Origin of the sequence: Tardiphaga alba (assembly GCF_018279705.1) — a bacterium.
In the GTDB taxonomy this organism is placed as follows: Bacteria; Pseudomonadota; Alphaproteobacteria; order Rhizobiales; family Xanthobacteraceae; genus Tardiphaga; species Tardiphaga alba.
In genome coordinates this window covers 473640-490534 of record NZ_CP036498.1, presented here as the reverse complement: position 1 = coordinate 490534, position 16895 = coordinate 473640, and the positions used below count along the sequence as shown (strand labels likewise).

Sequence of the window (16895 nt, the reverse complement as noted above, 5' to 3'; positions counted from 1 at the left end):
CCTGACCGCTCCAGCCGGACGGTGAGATCATGTTAGCGGGCGACGGACAAGCGGCTTCCAGGGTACAGGCCCTCGATTTGCTCCGTCTCGTCGCGGTGGCCGCGGTCGTCTTCTATCACTACGGTTTCTGGGGGCCCTCCCCAACGATGTCCCGCCGGCGGTGGCCCTTCCGGAATTGGCCGGCTTTGCCCAGTACGGCTTCCTCGGCGTTCCGGTGTTCTTCGTCATCAGCGGCTTCGTGATCGCCTATTCGGCGCAGGGGCGCACTGCGACGGGCTTCGCCATTGCCCGCTTCAGCCGCATCTACCCGACCTTCATCATCTGCATGAGCTTGACGTTCCTGGCTCTGCTCACGATGGGCCCACCGCTCTACAGCACATCGCCTGCACAGTGGGCCGCAAACCTTCTGATCGCGGCTCCCGCCTTAGGCTATCCCTACATGGACGGCGCCTATTGGTCGCTCGTCATCGAGGTCGTCTTTTACGCATGGGTCGCCGTCCTGATGGCGGTCGGCATCTTTCCGCGGCGTCTCGATCTCATAATCCTGGTCTGGCTGGGTATCACTTTCGCCAACGAGCTGACGATCGATGCTCCGGTCTTCGAGAAACTCTTCCTGGCGGATGACAGCGGCTTCTTCGCGGTCGGACTGGCTCTCCACGAAATCCACCGCGGTCGGCGCGATCCGAAGCTTTACGCCATCCTCGCCTTGTCGATCGGCACGGCCGTATTTCAGTCCCTTCACAAGTTGATCCGTCTCGGGCCGCACACCGGCGGTTCCTTCGACCACGTGATGGTGGTCGTGATCTGCCTGGCGTCGATCGCGGTCGTCTTCCTGGCGACGCGGCTGCGGCGGCTTCCGTTGCCCGCCGGCCTTGTGATGGCGATCGGAGGATTGACCTATCCGCTCTACCTTCTTCACATGCAGCTTGGCTACGTCGTGCTGCACTTACTGGCGCCGGCGGGCGGTGCATGGGCGGTCGCGGCAGTGGTCTCCGGCATCGCGGTGGTGTCCTGGTTCGTTTGGCGCTTTGTCGAACGTCCGGCCCAGCGGTGGACCAAGGATATGCTGGCCTCACAGGCGGTCAGTCGCGGCTGGCCGCTCTCCACGAAGGCGAGGGCGCACGTGAGTTCGGGCCTGCCTCGGAACACGAACCGCGCTTGATTGGCATGGCTCGTCCGGCCGGACCGGGCAGGCGATGTCGCAAAGGAGGAAAGATTGAGCGCTTCGCACTGGGAACACGTCTACGCGACGAGAGGTGAGCGGACGTGAGCTGGTACCAAGATAGTCCCGAGCCGTCGCTGGAGTTGATGGCCTTGGCAGGGGGTGGCCCGAACGACGCGATCATCGATGTGGGCGGAGGAGCGTCCGGACTGGTCGACGCGCTTGTCGACCGGAAGTATCGCGATCTCACGGTGCTGGACATCTCGGGCGCGGCTCTGTCAATCGTACGGAAGCGGCTCGGACCGGTGGGCGACGGTGTCGCGCTGATCGAGGCGGACATCACCCGGTGGCAGCCGCAGCGCCGCTTCGACATCTGGCACGACCGCGCGGCCTTTCACTTTCTGACCCGTCCGGAAGATCAAGCTGCCTACATAAGGAACCTGCTGGCTGGCCTTCGATCCGGGGGCCATATCGTCTTGGCAACGTTCGCGCCCGACGGCCCGGAAAAGTGCAGCGGTCTGGACACCGTCAGGCACGATGCCGAAAGTCTGGCGAAATTGCTCGGTCCGCGTTTCGATCTGCTGCACTCCCGGAAGCATGATCATGAGACCCCATGGGGTGCGGTGCAGCGCTTCTAGTTTAGCCTATTTCGGCTTGCGTGACTGACGTTGTCTCATTCGAAACGAAGGAATCCCAGCAGCGGATCGAGGACTTCGACGGCACCGAGGCCGGACGCGGCCTAAGTCCTGCAAAAGAGACGTACCTCGGGATTGATCGGGAGGTCGGCGATGCTAGAATTTCGCAAGAACCTTTCCCGCGCCGCTTCACATGCCCAGAACCCGAACACCACCTTGTCCCGAATGCGGAGCCGCGACGCACTGGCTCCGATGCGGCCTGCCCGAAAAAGGATTCGTCGTGCACTCCTATGAGTGCCCGAGATGCCGCTTCATTCACACGGCGGCGGAGCCGGACCCGGCGAAGCAAGCGGAAGGATGGTTGAACGGCGAACTCAAGCGTCCGGAGACTTGATCGTGGCGCGGCGACTGCTGACGCGCCCTTGGCGCCCGGAAGAGGTCGAGCGCCTCGTCGAGCTCGGCAAGGCAGGCGCAACCGTGCTGCGTGCCGCCGTGGCACTCAAAAGATCACCGAGTTCCGTGCGGAAGAAAGCTCTCGCAATCGGCGCGCCCTTGTTGGGCACGCGGGCGGTCAGAGCCGCCCTCCGGGAAGCGGGCGATTAGGCGGATGTACCCCCGAAAACGCGAGGCCTCGGTCCGATACCGGAGCCCTTGCATATTTTGCATCCCGGAACGAGGCCGGCCCGCACGCATTGAGACCTCGAACAGCGAGGTAGCAGCTCATGGCGAACGACATGCACACCGATGGACGCGACACCCGCAGCGGCGCCTACGACGCCGTGACGCCGGTCACGAAGCAGCCTCCCGACCATGCCGCCCACCATGGTGCCGCCGGACACGTGGATATTCCCGAGGGGCTGCTGCGCGAGCGCAAAGGGCCGCTGAATGCCCGAACCGGTCGCAGTGGCAGCGATTGAGGCTCTGATGACCTTCAGTGCCTTAGACGATGGAGATGACGATCCATCCCTGCTCCTGCTGATCGCGGGCACGTTGGTGGGCGGCGCCGGCATCAGACGCGTCGCTGGGATGGGCACGTGCAAGTGCTCTTCATGACGCCACCGGCGTTTGTTGCCGGAACCCGCGGCTAATCACGTGCGTTATTGGCCGCTACCAGGGCGGATGTACCCCTGGCGAAGCGAGGCCTCGGTCCGATACCGGGGCCTTTTCCTGTCGGGGGGTCTAATGGAAGACATTGCTGAACTACGAAAGCTCGCAATGATCGCTCGCGAGATGGCCGCAACTGCCTTCGACACCGGAGCCCGCGAAAGGTTCACGGCGGTAGCGGCTGAATATGAGGAGCGCGCAAGGCTGATCGTCGACATCCAGGTGGCCCCAAGCCTGGTGCCGCTAGGTCCGGAAGAAAACGAACCAAACCACGGCCATCGCCGCCAGCGCGAGGACCACACTGACAATCAGCAGAGTTAGGACCGAAGGTCCTCGTTCGCCCTGGCGGGCTTCCGTAGCTGTTTCGACAATTCGGCTGTCTTCTTTTCTGGGCATGTTTTCCACTCGATAGTGACAAGCAGTCCGGCTGCTGGAGGCGTCGCCGTACCGCGAGGCGAGGGTAGAGGCTGGGGCCATATGCTGCCTTCGCTGCTCTACTACGGGCGAGCAGCGTTTTTGATCCTCGACCATTCGGGCGGATCGCCGTCTTCCGTCGGTGCCTATGACTTCGAGGCGACGATATCGCCGTCGTCAGGATCTGGAGGTGGTCCGGGATTCTTCCTTTTCCACCCGATCCACCGAGAAACCTGATGGGTTCGGGATATGGTCTACCGCGTCCGCAATCGAATCCTTGCGGCCATATTCGTTAGCTGCCCTCCCGCCGCGACTTCAGCAGCATCAGCACCGCCTCCTCCGCGAGTTCGTATGCCGTGGTGTCTTCCGCGATCGCGAGGCTCTTGAGATCCTTGATGATCGGCTCCTTCATGTAGAGCAGGACCTGCAGTCTCTGGTCGGGGCGGCCGCGATCGCCTTTCTTGGGCTTTTTCGCAGGCGGTTCGCTCTTCTTCTTGTCTTGCTTCTTCTTCGCCATGCGTATCTCCCGTCGAACAGGCACGTGGCCGGCCGGGGCATTAAGAGCCAGCGCGGCATTTGACTTAAATTACACCACCGATTCCCGTTCCATGCAATGGCTGCTATCCAGCTATTTGCATTCAGATAGCTAGATAGCTGTTGACTCCCGCGACGATCGGTGGTCTATGCGCCGCCCGTGACCGCACCGCTGGAGAACTGACATGGCCGACGACGACCACACGACGACGACGATCGAAACACTCGCATCCCGTCATCGCGTGGAGTCCCGCCGTCATGATCCAGCCGCCGAACCGAGCCCCAGGCTCGCATCTCGTCACCACCCCTAAGTCCACCCTCTCCATCCCCGTCACGACCGCGCTCGAATACGATGCGGTCATCCAGGCAGCCCTCGATCCGGCCGTCGCCGAGCTTTCCTACATCCGGACCGTCCACCTCGGGGGGCGGCTGCATCCGCTCGATTGCGTTCTCGTCTCGCGCGACGGGGCGCTGTTCGCGCTGGACATCGCCGACGGCAGCAGTGTCCGTCCTCTGGATGCTGAAGGGCTCCGTCTGCTCGCCTTCGACGCACTCGGCGCGTCTCCCTTGCGGCTGACGAGGAACGAGATCGAGGAAGAGCCGCGCTGCTCGAACGCCAGACTCGTCTGGGAGAACGCCCGCCACCGGGTCCGCATGCCGGCACGGCAATCCGTTCTCGACGCGCTCGACATCTCCGGCGCCATACCGCTGAGGGAGTTCGACGTGCGACGCGAAGACGTCTTCGCCCTCGCCTGCGAAAACGTCATCGACATAGACCTCGACGCCAACGACATCGACGCGGCCGAGGTGCGCCGCTCCACCGTGCCCGCCGCTCCGCGGCCGCGGCTGTTCTGAGGAACCGCCATGATGCAGAACACCTGGCGCAGGCGGTTGGTCGACCGCCATCCCGAAATCTTCGTTCGCGACGCCGAAGGCAGCGCGACGGCCCACGGTTATCCCTTCGTGGGGGACGGCTGGGCGGACCTCGTTGAGGTGCTGGCCGAGCGGATCGCGACATTCGCTCCGCGCGGTTCGTACCGTATCGACCGCATCGAGGAGAAGCACGGCACGCTCGTCGTCGGTCTGCAGCGCCGCGTGGAGGGGCTCGACAGCGGCGTGCAGGCGGCCATCGACGAGGCGGTGGCCCTCGCCGAGGCGAGGTCGGCATGCACCTGCCAGATCTGCGGCAATCCGGGCGTGCTGCGCGAGCAGAACGGGTGGTTGGCCACGCTCTGCGACGACCACGCGCGGGGCGAGGTCGTCCAGGTCAGGCCCGGTTGGGAGAACGTGGAGGTGATCTACGTCGTCACGGGCGGGCATCTGCGCGTCTCGCGGGCTCGCCGATACGACCGTGCGTCGGACAGTTTCGTCGACGTGGCCATCGGCGATCTGGGAGATCTTCCATGACCCTTCGCATCTGGACGCTCTCCGATCTTCACCTCGATGCGACGCGCGGCTGGGATCTGCCGCCGCCCGGCGCGCGGCCGGATTCCGACGTGCTGGTGGTCGCCGGCGACACGATGCCGGGCTTTGCGCGCGGCGTCAGGTGGATCGCCGACCGCGTGACCGACCGGCCGGTGATCATGGTCGCCGGGAATCACGAATCCTTCGGCCGCGACATCGACCGCGAGATTGAGAAGGGTCGCGAGGCCGCCCGCGGGACGAACGTGACGGTGCTGCACGACGACGGCTGCATCGTCGGCGATGTGGCGTTCGTGGGCGCGACGTTCTGGGCGGATTTCGAACTGTACGGCACGCGAGAAGCTTCCATGGCCGAGGCAGCCGACCAGCTCAACGACTTCCGCCGCATCCGCGTGCACGGCTACAGCCAGCGGCTGCGCCCGCACCATACTCTCGCGCGCCACCGCTCGTCCCGGACGGCGATCGAACTCGGATTGCTGCTGAATGCCGACTGCCGCCGCCGCGTCGTCGTCACACATCATCCGATCCACGCGTTCGGTGACCGCAGCCGTCCTGCGCTGTCCGGCTACGCCAAGGATCCGCTGGCACCCGCCTACATGAGCGACTGCTCGGCGATGTTCGACCTCGGCGTCGATGCGGCCATCGCGGGACACACGCATGTCAGCCTCGATCTGACCGTGGGGACGACCCGCCTCATCCAGAATCCCAAGGGATACGGCCCTTGGTCGCCCGGCGAGCGCTGGGAGAATCCTGACTTCGATCCGTATTTCACCTTCGACATCTGACCCCGAGGAGAGTGCCGATGGACGACCACGCTCGCACCCCCACAGCGACCGCCGCCATGCCTGCCCGATCGAATCCTGGAGATGCCGCATGCAATCACGACACGCCATCGCCTTCCGCAGCCAGACTTTCCTGGGTGCAAAAGGTCTTCGGCCCATACCGCACCCGGGCGGACTGGTCGGCGATGCGCTCATCCAATGCTCCCTCGATCCGGCGGTTCTCCGGCTCGAATTTCGCCGTGCGGCGCAACAGGAGGCGTCAGGGGTAGCGATGGCCTTCGGGGTCATCTGCGTCGAGCGGCGCGATGGCCCGTATTTCCTCGACGTCGTCCCGGCCCGGCGCGTGCGGTCGCCCCACAGGCAGGCCGCCTTCGACGATACGATGGCGGCTCTCGGCCTGCGACCGCTGACGCTGACAGGCGACGACATCATGCGTGAACCCCGCTTCAGATCGGCGAGGGCCGTCTGGCAGCACCGCCGTTTCCGGACGAGTCTGGACACCCGGTATCGGATCAAGCGGGCCCTCGCGGACGTGGTCGACATGTCGCTCGACGAGCTCTGCTCGATCGTGAGCGGCCCGCAGGATCCGCTGCTCTCGGTGCTCTCCCTGGCTTGTGCCGACATGCTCGAGATCGACCTGGAGACCCAGGTGATCGGTCCGGGTACGCGCGTCCGCTGGCGGGACTGACACCGCGCCCGACGCCCGCGGCGTCCGCCGCGGGCCCTTTCATTCAAATCACCCGGAGAAACGCGAATGGCATGGCCCAAGAAGACCACCGAGCGCGAGGTCGATTTCGACATGACGCTCGACGAGGGGGCGATGCGCCCGTTCCTGTGGTGAATAAGAAGACGCGCCCGACGGCGCTGACGGCGATCCTCGACGCGGCGTTCGAGGCTGCAATGACGCCGAAGCTTCTTCGCCAACTCCATGCAGCAAAGGCCGTCGCCCTGATCGTCCAGGTGCCAACCGCGAACTGGGTCCAGCCCGTGGCGGGCTGGTTCGGCACGACGTTCGGGGAGCGCTGGACACGGGTGGTGCGCGAATCCACGGCGGCGAGCAAGACAGCCGCCGCGGCCGACATAGAGGCGGCACGCGCGCTCGCCCGCGGGCTCTGCGTCGTGGGCATCTCCGCCGACGTGGGCAGTCTGCCCGCCACGCTCGTCGGCGCCGCCGACATTACGATCGTCGTCGCCCCGCCGACGACCTCCGTCGTCCGCGCCGCAATCGCGCAGTACACGGGACGGGCTGCCGGCGAGCTTCCAGCGGGCGCCGGTGACGGTCTCGATCTGCCGGATATCGTGGCGGCGTTCAGGCCGGGTGCCGGTCACCGCAAGATCGGCGAGCGGCTGATCCGTGCGGCGGGCGCGACTTCGGGCGTGGGCGCGGCCACCGACGTGCCGGTCCTCGCGACCGCTTTGGAATACGGCGAGGCGCGAACCTGGGGGATGTCGCTGGCCGCGGATATCGCTTCGTACCGGGCCGGGACCGTGGCGTGGAGCGAACTGCCCCGCGGTATCATTCTCTCCGGTCCGCCCGGTACGGGCAAGACTTTATTCTCACGTTCGCTCGCCGCCGCTTGCGGTCTCCCTCTCGTCGCGACGTCCGTTGCCGACCTCTTCACCCAAGGCTCACGGGGGCACCTCGACGACATCATCCGTGCGTTCGGTGTGTTCATGGATAAGGCCCAGTCTCTCGCTCCGTCGATCGGATTCATCGACGAGATCGACGGAATTCCGAACCGAGCAACGGTATCAGGACACCACAACGGGGATTTTTGGAAGCCTTTTGTTAACTACGTCTTGACCAGGCTCGACAACTCGTTCGCCGACAATAGGAAGGGAATCATAATAATCGGGGCGACGAACGACGCCAGGGATCTGGATCCGGCGCTGACTCGCCCGGGCCGCTTGGAAAGGATCGTCGAGATCGTCCCGCCCGACGCCGAAGGCGTGACAAATATCATCCGTTTCCATGCCCCGGAGCTGGCCGGCGAAGATCTCGGCGATGTCGCGGATATGGCGGAAAGGTCCACGGGCGCAGAGATCATGCTACTCGTCAGGGAGGCCAAACGCATCGCGCGGCTGGCCGGACGTCCGTTGACCGTCGCGGACCTGCGGCTGGTTCTGCTACCGGCGGGGTCTATCCCTCCCGAAGTGTTGCGCCGGATCAGCGCTCATGAAGCGGGCCATGCAACCGCCGCTTTGGCGCTGAACGCGGGCCGGGTCCGGCGCTGCATGGTGACGGCCCGGGGCCGCAGCGGGGGCCACACGCTGATCGAGCCGCTCGACGGCGATCTCGTCACCCGCAGCCGCGTCGAACGCGACGTGATCGTGCTTCTCGCGGGCCGCTCGGCAGAGCGGCTGACCCACGTGGAGATCTCCGGAGGCGCGACGCGGGACCTGGAAGAGAGCACCCGGCTGGTCGCGGCGCTGCATGCGAGCTCCGGGCTCGGCGACACGATCACTTTTCTCGCTCCGTACGGCGCCGCACTGGAGGCGATGCGCTTCGACCGCGACCTGCAGCGCCGCGTGGAGCGCGACCTCCAGGCGCTTCAGTCCCGCGCCGACGAGCTCATCGTGGTGCACCGCCGGGCCGTCGAGGCGATCGCGTCGGCGCTTGGCGTCCGCCGGCATCTGTCGGAACGCGAGATCCGCGCGCACTTCGATGCGAATCCGCCGGCCGTCCGGAGAACGAATCGCAAGCCGGCCGCATAGCGCCGGCCGCTGCCCGCCTCCCTTCAACGTCACCGGAGAACGACCTTGATCAAGGATTTGCATCTGCCCGTCACGCCCTCGACGACGATCATCCATCGACCGTTCGGCGGCGTCACCGCCTACCGCTGCCTCTCGGACCGCGCGAGCCGCGTCTGCGTCCATGCATTCCCGATGAAGGACCTGCCGCAGGTCTCCGCGGCCGGTCTTCTCGGCACGGCCGGGGCTTACGTCATCACCGATCACAGGACCGCCTACGTGGGCGAGAGCGGTCGACCGATCCGTCGCCTCGGCGAACACGCATGCGATCCAGGAAAGTCGGCTTTCGCCCGCGAGGCCTTCGTCGTGACCGGCGTCGACGGCTGCGCATTCGACAAGGGGGTCGCCGTGGACCTCCAGTTCAGGCTGACCAGGGCGGCCATCGATGCCAGTGTGGTCGCCGTCTCTAAGGGGGCTTCCCCTGTCGAACCGGTGCTGACGGCGGCCGACCGCGCGACACACGACAGGATCGTCGACGACGCCCTCCGCCTTCTCAACGACGCGGGGTGCCGCATCTTCCAACCGGGTCCAGGCACGCCGCCGGAAGCCGAGGAGCCGGTCCCGACCGATGAGGGGTCGGACCCGGCGGACAGTGGGCCCATGGAAATCGACGTGGGCACCGTCCCGGCCGGCACCGAGGTCTACGAACTGACCTACGACGACGCCTGGGCGCGGGGCTACTGGTCGGGCAGTCATTTTGTCGTTGCGGCGGGCAGCGAGATGAGGACGACGACCAACGGATCCGTGAACCAGATCACGCGGACGCGCCGCGAGGACCTTTTCCGCGCGGGAGTGCTGTCCGCGATCCCGGGCGTCAGCGGCCGCCGGCGTCTGATGGTGGCCATCGCCTTCTCCACCCAGTCGATCGCAGCGAAGGTGCTTTGCGGCGCGCATACTGCGGGACGATGGACGCCGCTGAAGTCGAAATCGGTCTGGCTCGCGGCATGACGGGGAGCATCATGAACCTGGAAACGCACCGCAGCGGCCTCGATCGGGTGGCCCGTGTCCTGGAATCGACGGGGGAATATCGAATCCTTCGCCGGCTGCTGCCGTTCGCGGCCTTCGCCGAGCCGGACGGGGCGCCCGTCACGCGGGCGGTCTATCTGGACGTCGAGACCACGGGTCTTGATCCCGCCGTCGACGAGATCATCGAGATCGCGATGGTGCCGTTCGACTGCTCGGCCGACGGACGCATCTTCGCGGTCCACGAATCCTTCGACCGCCTCCGCGATCCCGGCCGCCCGATCCCGCCCGCGGTCGCGGCCCTGACCGGCATCGACGACGCGGCCGTCGCCGGCCTGTCGATCGATCCCGCGGAGATCGAATCCTTCCTCGGCGATGCCGGGCTGGTCATCGCGCACAACGCGTCCTTCGACCGGCCGTTCGCCGAGCGGTTCTGCGGCGCGTTCGCGCGGCTTCCCTGGGCGTGTTCGTGGCGCGAGGTCCCATGGGTCGCGGAAGGATTCGCGGAGGGCGCAAAGCTCGGTCAGCTCCTCGCGGCGGCCGGCCTGTTCCACGACGGGCACCGGGCGGTCAACGACTGCCGGGCGGGCCTCGAGCTGCTCTCCCGCACGCTGCCGCGCAGCGGCCGGACCGGCCTCGGACTGCTGCTGGACTCGGCCCGCGCGACCCGCTGGCGGGTACGCGCGGTCGGGGCCCCCTTCGAAATGCGGGAATGCCTCAAGAGGCGAGGCTACCGGTGGGACCCCGGCGCGGTGGGCCGGGCGAAGGCCTGGTCTGTCGATATCGGCGATAACGAGCTCGAAGGCGAGCGGGCGTACCTCCGCAGCGAGGTCTACGGCAGGGACGGCGCTCCGGTGGACGTCCGCCGCATGGATGCCGTCGACAGGTATTCGGACCGCTGCTGAGCCGGGCTGAACCCGAGGCGGACGACAAGGATCCAAAACACGAAAAGGAGAGCCAGCGATGAGAAAGATTCCGCCGCGCGTCGCCGCCCGGCCCGACCCGGCCGCGTGGAGCGAAACCGAAGTCCTCACCCTGGCCGAAGCGGCGGCCTTGTTTTTCCCGCAGGGACCGTTGTCCGAAAGTTCGCTGCGGCATGCCTACCGAAATCGAATCCTTGAAACCACGATGATCGCCCGCAAACTGCTGACCACGAAGCGCGCGATCCTTGCGATGGCGGACGTCGCCCGACAGTCCAGAGAGCCGTCGCCGGGCGATTGAGGTCGCTCGGTCGGCCCAGTATTCGATAGTATTCGCAGTAGGTTGCGTCCGGACGGGCCGCGGCGGCCACGTCGTTTTTTCTGTTGCCAAACGAGCCGGAACCGGCAATCGATTGTTTCACGCCGGCATGTCGCCGGCGAGAATATCCGGAGGAACCTGGGCGGATGAGCCGCTGGGGCAGTCCTCCGGAAAGGCAACGGCCCCGCCGATTTCTCGGCAGGGCCGTCGGTAGGCGCGGACACGCATCAGCGTCCAAGCACAACACGTGTGCGCGCCAGGGAGCTAGAGAATAGCATGACGTTCGTCCAAAGTGAACTGCGTCGCGGGGGACTTTCCGCGGCGGCAGCCTTCCCGCAGGTCGTCGACGGTGAAAAGCCCGACCACTTCAACCTGTTCCAGCGCAAAAGCGGTATCTATGTGATCCGCAACCATTCCGTGTACGTCAAGTCCTGCAAGACCCGCGACAAGCAGAAGGCCGAAGACGCCTTCATGCTCTTCGGGATGCAGACCGAGGCCCGTCAGGAGGGCATCTTCGACCCGCGCCGTACCTTGTGCACGGACATCATGGACTACCACGTGTCGCAGATCTCCGGCGACGCCACCCACGCCCTCAAGAACGATACCGAGCGGCTCGGGCGGCTCCGCCCCCACATCGAGGGCATGAAGCTGGGGGCTCTCACCGGCAAGGTGTTCGCCGCGATCGAGCGCAGGATGCGCAGGACCTACGCCGCAAGCGTGGTCCATGCGTCGCGGAAGGCCATGCGGACCGCGATCCGGACATGGTGCAACGACCACTCCGCCCCGCTGGTCCTTCCCTTCGGCCCCGGCAAGGAGCCGGACGGCCGGGACCGCGTGCTTGAGGGTTTCGAGCGCGACAGGGTCCGGCGCTGGTCGACCGGCACCGAGAACTACGACCCGGAGACCGACACGTGGTCGCCGGGCGGACCGCTCTCCTGCATCGAACGCAACCGCCGGGAGATGGTCTATCGCGTCCTGACGCTAGGCCTCCCGACGGGCACCCGGGGCGGCAAGTTCGCGAAGATGGCCTGGAAGCGGACCGCCAAGTTCGGCCACATCGACGTCGGGACGGGCATCATGCACCGCTGCTCGCCCGGCACGAAGGCGCCCGCGCTCAAGGCGGCGCCGGCCGTGCTGCTCTCCCCGGTCCTCCTGAAGGAGGTCCGCGGCTGGGCCGAGAGGGATGCGGCCGCCCGCGAGCGGTACGTCTTCCGCCGCCACGACGGCGAGCCCGCCGGCGACTGGCTCAGCGACACGTTCTGTCAGGCCATGCGGGATCTGGGCATCGAGGACGTCGTCGTCCACACGTTGCGCCACACCTGCATCACCGCGCTCATCGAACAGGGCGTGTCGGCCTCGGTCATCTCGGCGATCGTCGGCATCTCCGTGCAGAGCCTGCGGACCCGCTACAACCACTCCGACTCGGCCGCGGTGCAGCCCCTCGGTCACGTCCACATGGACGCCGTGCTGACCCGCCACTAGGCCCCGGGCACCCGCCCTCCCCGCCACCACGCCGCCGGCACCCGCCGGCGGCGTTTTTCGTTGGTCGGACGATTTTCGGATTCGGACCCGCGCGGGCAGACCTGATTCATGAGCCTTGTCAGATATTTAATGGATATTTAGATTCTTCCGACGCGGACGCCGGGTAAGTCTCATTGCCATGTTGTTTATCTAGCGAAGGCCGCCGGCGAACGCCAAGACTTCCGCGAAGCGCCGGACACGATCCGCCGAGTATAACTTGAAGAACTGAAAGCGTGGAATGCACATGACGTTGAAGCCGTCCTCGCGCATTTTCACGAGGATGTTCGGTTTGCGTCACCAATCGCTGCCGCGATGTTACCGGGCAGCTCCGGCGTTATCAGTGGCAAGGCCGCCCTTCGGGAATATTGGACAGTCGCCCTGAATCGCGTTCCTGACCTTCGCTTCACCATTGAGAATGTGTTTCAAGGTGTCGGCATCGTGGTCATCGAGTATCGAAATCAGAAAGACGTACTCGTTAGTGAGGTCCTGATATTCGATGGCGAGAAGGTTACGGCCGGCTACGGGACGTATCCACCTTCGGTCGAAAACCCCGCTGGGGCTCAGGTCGATTCGCGACCAGATCGGCCTATAGCTCAAGATAATTGACGGCTTTTGTAAGAGGCGGCAATGAGCGTGGCGCACGCACGCGAACCAGAGCGTGGTTAGCTAGTGAGGCAAGACTTCTGTCGGGAGCGTCAGCACCACCGCAGACGCTTCATCGGCCGCCTGCAAAGCCTCCTCATTCTCGGCGAGTTGTATCCAGGAGAGCGCCTGTCTCATCAGCGCATAGAGATCCTCATGGTCGGGGCTTTCCTGATGATCTGGGCAAGACCAGATGCTTTGAGGCGATAGGCGCGAGATCGAGCCGTGAGCTTCGGCAGGGATGACATCTCAAAAATTCCTGGGAACTGCATTCCCGCGACCACTGCGGTCGCTTCCATGCGAGTTCCACGTGCAGAGCAGTATTGCACACTTACCGCGTGCGGCGCAGCGCGAAATCCGGTATCACCCCTTCCATAGTAGTTATATCGTATAATTAGATACGGGGGCGGTTCTCTCGGATCGAGAGAAGACCCGTGACCAGAATCGTTATCCGAGACGCTCAGTTGAAGTTTCTCACCAATGACCTGACGCTTTGCTGCGATAAGGCCGAGGAACTAGGCCTTCCAATGGTGGCTAAGTTGATCCGCATGGCCTTGCTTTCAATGCCCGCTCCCCAAACGCCGCCCGCACAGAACGACAACTCGCAGTAAGACGCAGCTCCTAAGCTGGTCGTCGTCCGATCCTTGCAATTGAGCGCTAAGAAAGGAAAGGCCAACAGGGTCCGAGGCGTTGAGCGCCTTCATGCCATGGCTTTCGGGAACCAGTACCACCTGTCTGGCCGCAGCAATTCAAAAGCCAGAGTGCAACGCGGGTTTGCCAAAACCTGTGGCTCAACGTTGCCGCAGGTGAGCTCACGCGCGCGTCGAAGTGTGCCAACTTGACACGCAGATTAAAATCCTATATATGATTTTTTGCGGGCCGTACGCCTGCCGACTCGCAGCTTAGCGGTAGTCGAAAAGTCTTCAGCGGCGGCCTTCGGGCCGCCTTCTTCATTTTTGGAGCCAACAGCATGCAGACCGTTTCACTTGAAATTAGCCGGCACGCCCCGATCATCCTGTTTGGGAGAGATGAGCGGGGCCGGCCGCACGGCTCGATATTTGACGGCCTACCGGCTGCTGATGTCGAACGGGCAGCCGGACTGATGGGGATGCGAACCGTTGCAGCGGAAAGCGCAGCGCTTCTGGATTTGAGTGCCGACCTCCCTAAGGGACGGCCATTCAAAAGCGGATCTGGGTTTGCGCCGTGGGTGCCGATCTCGCTCTACCACAAGCTGCTCGCAACCGCCGGCTTGAGCGATGACCCGCCGCCCCTCAAAGCTTCAGCGAAGCCCGCTGAGGGCGGAGCCGGCGACGGGGCAGGCAAAGGCAGCCCGCCCGGCGGAAGTGGCGCTGACGAGCCCCCGGCCCCCAAGGGCGGTGCCAAGCAGCCTGCCAACTTTGCCGACATTCAGATCGGCAGCGTGGTCCTCGCGAAGGGCGATGACGGCGATGACGCCTACTACGCTGCGAAGGTCGTCTCGGTCGATACGAACGACAGGCTGGGCCTCAATTGGACGGGCTACCCCGACCTACCTCGATTTTCACGGCCCCGAAAATCGGTCGCATTACTGCACCCTGAGGCGGCAACGGAAGCAACCTAACGCGCGCCCGGTTTCCGAGGCGGCCGGCCTGAGCGCAACGCAGACGGCCGCTTCGCCCGGCGTGGTGCTTGGCTCGCGCTTACGACGCACAAATTTGATCCCAGGATCGCTGACATGATGATTATGAGATTGAACACTTTCCCGCGCCGGGCGGCTGTCGCGATGCTAGTCACCGCGACGGTTGGGATGGCAGCTTGTTCAAAGTCCGGCCCCAAATGCTCCGACCCAGCCGTCACAGCGACGGTTAAGAAGCTCGTCGCCGAGCAGCTTCAGCAGAATTATGGGCTATCCGTCATCTACGATGTGAAAAACAGCGAATACGACCTGCGCAGCATCCGTACCTCGCGCTCAGAGCCGACACGTTGTGCCTGCCAAGCAGAGCTGGTGCTGCGTTTGAAACTTAGTGCAGAGGTCAAAGCGGGGCTTGAGCAGAAGGCAGCAAACGCGGGCACGCAACAAATTCAGGATACAATGCTCCGCGAACGGGATCAGAAGATAGATCTTCAATATCGCGCCGAGCAAACCGACGATGGCTCCGATACTTACATCACCATTGAGCCATTCCAGTAGCCTCGCGAGGCAAGGGCATCGACGGTCTGACGACCCGGCTTGCAAAACTATCTCTGCTGACGATTGCTCAGGCAAACGCCTATGCGCGTTCTTCCACATTGGGCTACCTCGCCCTAACCCGCTAATGCAAATCTACTCAGAGAGGCTCGCTCCGGCCTGAGGGCTTATTCGAGCTGCATCACAACCAAACGCGCTAAGCGACATCAGCGCGCACGCCCGCTTTGCGCCGATTGTGTTGAAGAAGTCGGCGAGTTGTCTGTCGAGGTGTGCACAGTGGGGCGGCACGCGAGCGTCTGCCCCAGTTCAGATGGGCATTGGAGTTGGCGCCGGGATCAGTTTTGCCAGCTTTCGAAGGTTCTGAGCGGTGGCGGCGAGTTGGAACTCGTCGCGAGCACCGCAAGGACCTCTCAGACGAAGCCGGTCGAGGCGCAGGATACGCTTCAGATGGGCGAACAACATCTCGATCTTCTTGCGTTCGCGCCGCGACTTTACATAGTCTTCTGTCCTTGCAATCCCGCGCGCTAGGTCCCTGGCACTCTCGTAGATCGAGCGCGGCACCTTGCGGGCTGGTTGACCAGCCACCCCAGCATGTCCGCTGAGCCATAAGCGCTGTCGGCAGCCAGACGCTCGGGATGGATGCCGAAGCATTTCTCGGTACGTTCAATCATCGTGCGAGCCGCACCGACCTCGGCCTGTCGAATGGCGCGTGTCGCCTCGACATCGACGATGATCGCAGCCTTCAGATCGATCAGGTAATTGTCGGCGTAGGCAAAGAAGGCGTGGCCTTTGTGAGCCCCGGTCCATTGCGCGGCCGGATCGGATCGGGACACGAACTTCGGCATCGTCTCGCTCGCCGCGCCCCAGGCCGCTTCGTCCAGCGTGTCGAGGTACTCGCGGACGGACCGCCGCGTCCGGGCAAGCGCGTCCCAGTCATGGTCCTCCGACCCTACAGCGGATCGCTGCCTGTTGGCGTCGGCAGCGATCAGGCTGGCATCGACGGCAAAGGCCGTTCCGTCGATCAGCCCTTCTGCCATGCAACGCCGCACTACCGTCTCGAACAGCTTGCGCAGGAGATCGCAATCGCGGAAGCGACCGTGTCTGTTCTTGGAGAAGGTCGAATGGTCCGGCACCTCACCATCGAGGCCAAGACGACAAAACCAGCGATAAGCGAGGTTCAGGTGAACCCCCTCGCACAACCGACGCTCCGACTTGATGCCATAGCAATAACCGACCAGCAGCATCCAGACGAGCAACTCAGGATCAATCGATGGCCGTCCGGTCGAACTGTAGAATGGCGCCAACTCGCTCCGAATGACTGACAGATCGACGAACCGGTCGAGGTTCCGCAGCATGTGAGCGGATGGTACGTGCCGCTCCAGCGAGAACTCGTAGAACAGAGCCGCCTGATCAATCTGCTTCGGACCCATCATCGATTCAGCCTCCGCCGATAGCGGGATTGAATCAGCGATGGCGCCCCACCTCAACAGGGGAGTTTTTCAACACAATCCGCCAAGAGCGGACATCGTCCGCTAGTCCAAAAGCCTTTCCGCCACTCT

Annotated in this window: 17 protein-coding genes and 1 pseudogene; 16 read left to right on the top strand and 2 right to left on the bottom strand. The window is 64.4% G+C overall.

Annotated features, from left to right (window positions below; translation table 11 throughout):
* Window positions 1–175 precede the first annotated feature (175 nt).
* The 4 genes from RPMA_RS02370 to RPMA_RS02355 all read left to right on the top strand — a co-directional run bounded on the left by RPMA_RS02370 (window position 176) and on the right by RPMA_RS02355 (window position 3222).
* Window positions 176–1162 carry an acyltransferase family protein gene (locus RPMA_RS02370; RefSeq protein ID WP_328516549.1) on the top strand — a complete coding sequence of 329 codons (987 nt, stop codon included), beginning with the start codon at window positions 176–178 and terminating at the stop codon, window positions 1160–1162.
* 104 nt (window positions 1163–1266) lie between these two features.
* A complete protein-coding gene (locus tag RPMA_RS02365; RefSeq protein ID WP_328516548.1) occupies window positions 1267–1800 on the top strand; it encodes a class I SAM-dependent methyltransferase in 534 nt (177 codons plus the stop codon).
* 719 nt (window positions 1801–2519) lie between these two features.
* Window positions 2520–2714: a hypothetical protein gene (locus RPMA_RS02360; RefSeq protein WP_249225515.1), complete on the top strand. Its 195-nt coding sequence runs from the start codon at window positions 2520–2522 to the stop codon at window positions 2712–2714.
* Between the two features lie 265 nt (window positions 2715–2979).
* Window positions 2980–3222 (top strand): hypothetical protein, encoded by a 243-nt coding sequence (locus RPMA_RS02355; RefSeq protein WP_211911366.1) that lies wholly within the window; start codon window positions 2980–2982, stop codon window positions 3220–3222.
* Between the two features lie 385 nt (window positions 3223–3607).
* Here the strand turns inward: RPMA_RS02355 and RPMA_RS02350 are convergent, their stop codons facing one another.
* A complete protein-coding gene (locus RPMA_RS02350) occupies window positions 3608–3832 on the bottom strand; it encodes a hypothetical protein (RefSeq protein WP_211913869.1) in 225 nt (74 codons plus the stop codon).
* Between the two features lie 275 nt (window positions 3833–4107).
* On the opposite strand from RPMA_RS02350, the gene RPMA_RS02345 reads away from it, so the two are divergent.
* The 12 genes from RPMA_RS02345 to RPMA_RS02290 all read left to right on the top strand — a co-directional run bounded on the left by RPMA_RS02345 (window position 4108) and on the right by RPMA_RS02290 (window position 15339).
* Window positions 4108–4704, top strand: a complete 597-nt coding sequence (locus RPMA_RS02345; RefSeq protein ID WP_211911365.1) for a hypothetical protein — start codon at window positions 4108–4110, stop codon at window positions 4702–4704.
* A 9-nt stretch (window positions 4705–4713) separates the two neighbouring features.
* Window positions 4714–5256: a hypothetical protein gene (locus tag RPMA_RS02340; protein WP_211911364.1), complete on the top strand. Its 543-nt coding sequence runs from the start codon at window positions 4714–4716 to the stop codon at window positions 5254–5256.
* Window positions 5253–6056 carry a metallophosphoesterase gene (locus tag RPMA_RS02335; RefSeq protein WP_211911363.1) on the top strand — a complete coding sequence of 268 codons (804 nt, stop codon included), beginning with the start codon at window positions 5253–5255 and terminating at the stop codon, window positions 6054–6056. Before RPMA_RS02340 ends, RPMA_RS02335 begins: the two co-directional genes overlap by 4 nt.
* A gap of 88 nt (window positions 6057–6144) precedes the next feature.
* Window positions 6145–6741 (top strand): hypothetical protein, encoded by a 597-nt coding sequence (locus tag RPMA_RS02330; RefSeq protein WP_211911362.1) that lies wholly within the window; start codon window positions 6145–6147, stop codon window positions 6739–6741.
* A gap of 149 nt (window positions 6742–6890) precedes the next feature.
* Complete coding sequence (locus tag RPMA_RS02325; protein WP_211911361.1) at window positions 6891–8768, top strand: AAA family ATPase; 1878 nt, start codon at window positions 6891–6893, stop codon at window positions 8766–8768.
* Window positions 8769–8813: 45 nt separating this feature from the next.
* Entirely contained in the window at window positions 8814–9752 is a 939-nt protein-coding gene (locus RPMA_RS02320; protein WP_211911360.1) for a GIY-YIG nuclease family protein, read from the top strand.
* Window positions 9710–10672, top strand: a complete 963-nt coding sequence (locus RPMA_RS02315; RefSeq protein WP_328516547.1) for a 3'-5' exonuclease — start codon at window positions 9710–9712, stop codon at window positions 10670–10672. The genes RPMA_RS02320 and RPMA_RS02315 overlap by 43 nt, the downstream gene beginning before the upstream one ends.
* A 58-nt stretch (window positions 10673–10730) precedes the next feature.
* Complete coding sequence (locus RPMA_RS02310; RefSeq protein WP_211911359.1) at window positions 10731–10988, top strand: hypothetical protein; 258 nt, start codon at window positions 10731–10733, stop codon at window positions 10986–10988.
* A 294-nt stretch (window positions 10989–11282) separates the two neighbouring features.
* Window positions 11283–12488: a tyrosine-type recombinase/integrase gene (locus RPMA_RS02305; RefSeq protein WP_211911358.1), complete on the top strand. Its 1206-nt coding sequence runs from the start codon at window positions 11283–11285 to the stop codon at window positions 12486–12488.
* Between the two features lie 264 nt (window positions 12489–12752).
* Complete coding sequence (locus RPMA_RS02300) at window positions 12753–13133, top strand: nuclear transport factor 2 family protein (RefSeq protein WP_211913389.1); 381 nt, start codon at window positions 12753–12755, stop codon at window positions 13131–13133.
* Window positions 13134–14139: 1006 nt separating this feature from the next.
* On the top strand, window positions 14140–14769 hold the full coding sequence (locus RPMA_RS02295; RefSeq protein ID WP_211911357.1) for a tudor domain-containing protein: 630 nt from the start codon (window positions 14140–14142) through the stop codon (window positions 14767–14769).
* A 114-nt stretch (window positions 14770–14883) separates the two neighbouring features.
* Window positions 14884–15339, top strand: a complete 456-nt coding sequence (locus RPMA_RS02290) for a hypothetical protein (protein ID WP_211911356.1) — start codon at window positions 14884–14886, stop codon at window positions 15337–15339.
* A gap of 303 nt (window positions 15340–15642) precedes the next feature.
* Here RPMA_RS02290 and RPMA_RS02285 read toward each other — a convergent pair.
* A pseudogene (locus tag RPMA_RS02285) lies at window positions 15643–16769 on the bottom strand (transposase).
* Between the last annotated feature and the right edge of the window lie 126 nt (window positions 16770–16895).